Consider the following 1,705-nt stretch of genomic DNA (forward strand, 5'->3'; position numbering starts at 1 on the left):
CCCCATGGCGCGGCTTTGCGGATTATCAGTCCTCTGCCTCTTCGCCGGTCTCAACAGCGCTGTGTAATGTTCATTGTTTATGATGGCGCCCCCGCTGTTCACGAGGTTGCTCCTGTCAAGTGTACTCGTCAGTCCGTCCTGGGCCTCGCGCTTCTTGCCCAAGTGCCGTTCAAACGGCGCTGGCGCGACTTGTTGACCTCGAGAGATGGGTCCCTGCTCTCCTGCGTGGCCATGAGCTTGTGCCGCGGTCTGCGCAGCGGCGTCCCCAATGGCACGAGCCTCCATGCCGACTGCGTCTTCCCGACGAGCAGCAAGGGCAATTTCGCGCCCGAGTGCGAACTTCCGGACATGAGTTAGTGCACTGATGTCAGCGGTTTTCATATAGCGCTTGGCATCTTCATCCAGCGACCGCTCGTGAAGCCGATCCGCAATCCCCGGCTTTTTGTTTTCAACCAGGCATTGACTGAAACGTCTAAGAGCAGACCCATAGACTTCAACGGTACGGGGTTTCGGCCCGGTCGGCGCTGCCTCGTACGCTTTGATGAGAGCCGCTGTGTACTCTCTGATGAGCACGGCGTCGGCAGGGTGGGGATTCAGGGCAGGGCGGCCCACCACTGGCGCTCCGCCCGCCCACGTCTTGAGACGACCCAGTGACCCAGCCACGGCCGAGGGGCCGCCACCCCAGATCTCGTACTCCTTGCGATCCCGATCCAGCGACTCCTCGTGAAGCCGATCCGCAATCCCCGGCTTGTTATTTTCAACGAGCCAATGACCAAAGCCGAAAAGAATATCTACATGGCGCTTGACCGTGATCTCCCCGATCTTACCGGCATAGAGTGCTGACCTCAGCCCTTCGACAAGGGCCGCATCGTTGGGATAAAGAGGACCCTTGTCGGGACCGGAGACCACTTTTGGGCGATCTGGCTGCACCGCCGCCGGCACAGAACGAGCATGGTCACGCAACTCGGACGGTGCGGGGGGATTCAGATCAACCACTGACGAATCCGGCGCATGATGATGGCGCGCCGTTGAGTGACCCGGCTGCAGCACCGAGGCACCCAGCATCGACCCACTGCCTCCGGCGTACGGCGCCGCGGCGTGTTCTTGTCCGCTCCCTTGCATCATGGGCTGCGCCTCCCATGGCAATGCACCCACTTGATGGGTGGGGGCCTGCATCAGCACGCGAGCGCCTGAATTGCCGATCTCGCTCAGCTGCGGCTCAGTGGCAACGTCCTGCAGACGACTGTTGGGGGTCCTTTGCCTCTTCGCTGGTCTCAACTCCGCTGTATCATGCTCACGGTTGATGAGGACCTCCTCGCTTGGTAGCTGGTTGCTCCTGTCCTGTGCAGCGATCCGCTCGTCCGGCGCGCGCTGGTCGCCGTCGCGCCAGCTCAGGGGACGAAAGGACCCTGCGGGATCCGAGGCTTGGTGATGGGGCCCAGTTGGCACGAAAGACGATGCCAGAACAGCGTCGTCTTCATTAGCTTTCCCAGGGGGGAGATACTCTGGCCAACTGTATTCCTCCTGCGGCCCGCTGCGCTGCGCAGCGGCGTCCCCCTTGCTCTCAAGACTTTGAAATTTAAATGGGTCCCCGGGAGCAACGTCTGGCGCTGACTGGCCGAGCCGCTTGATCTGCTGGTGAAACGTCCCAACGGGGCTTTCCTTAACCGCGTCTCGGGCCTGTCGGTCCATGAGTTCAAAGTTC

1 pseudogene is annotated in these 1,705 nt (G+C 61.4%); it reads right to left on the reverse strand.

Annotation, left to right across the window (positions count from 1 at the left end):
• Positions 1 to 1,182, reverse strand: a pseudogene (locus NKH03_RS34640) (hypothetical protein); the annotation flags it as partial.
• Between the last annotated feature and the right edge of the window lie 523 nt (positions 1,183 to 1,705).

The sequence above is a fragment of the Mesorhizobium sp. M1406 genome, assembly GCF_040317555.1.
Taxonomy (GTDB): Bacteria; Pseudomonadota; Alphaproteobacteria; order Rhizobiales; family Rhizobiaceae; genus Mesorhizobium.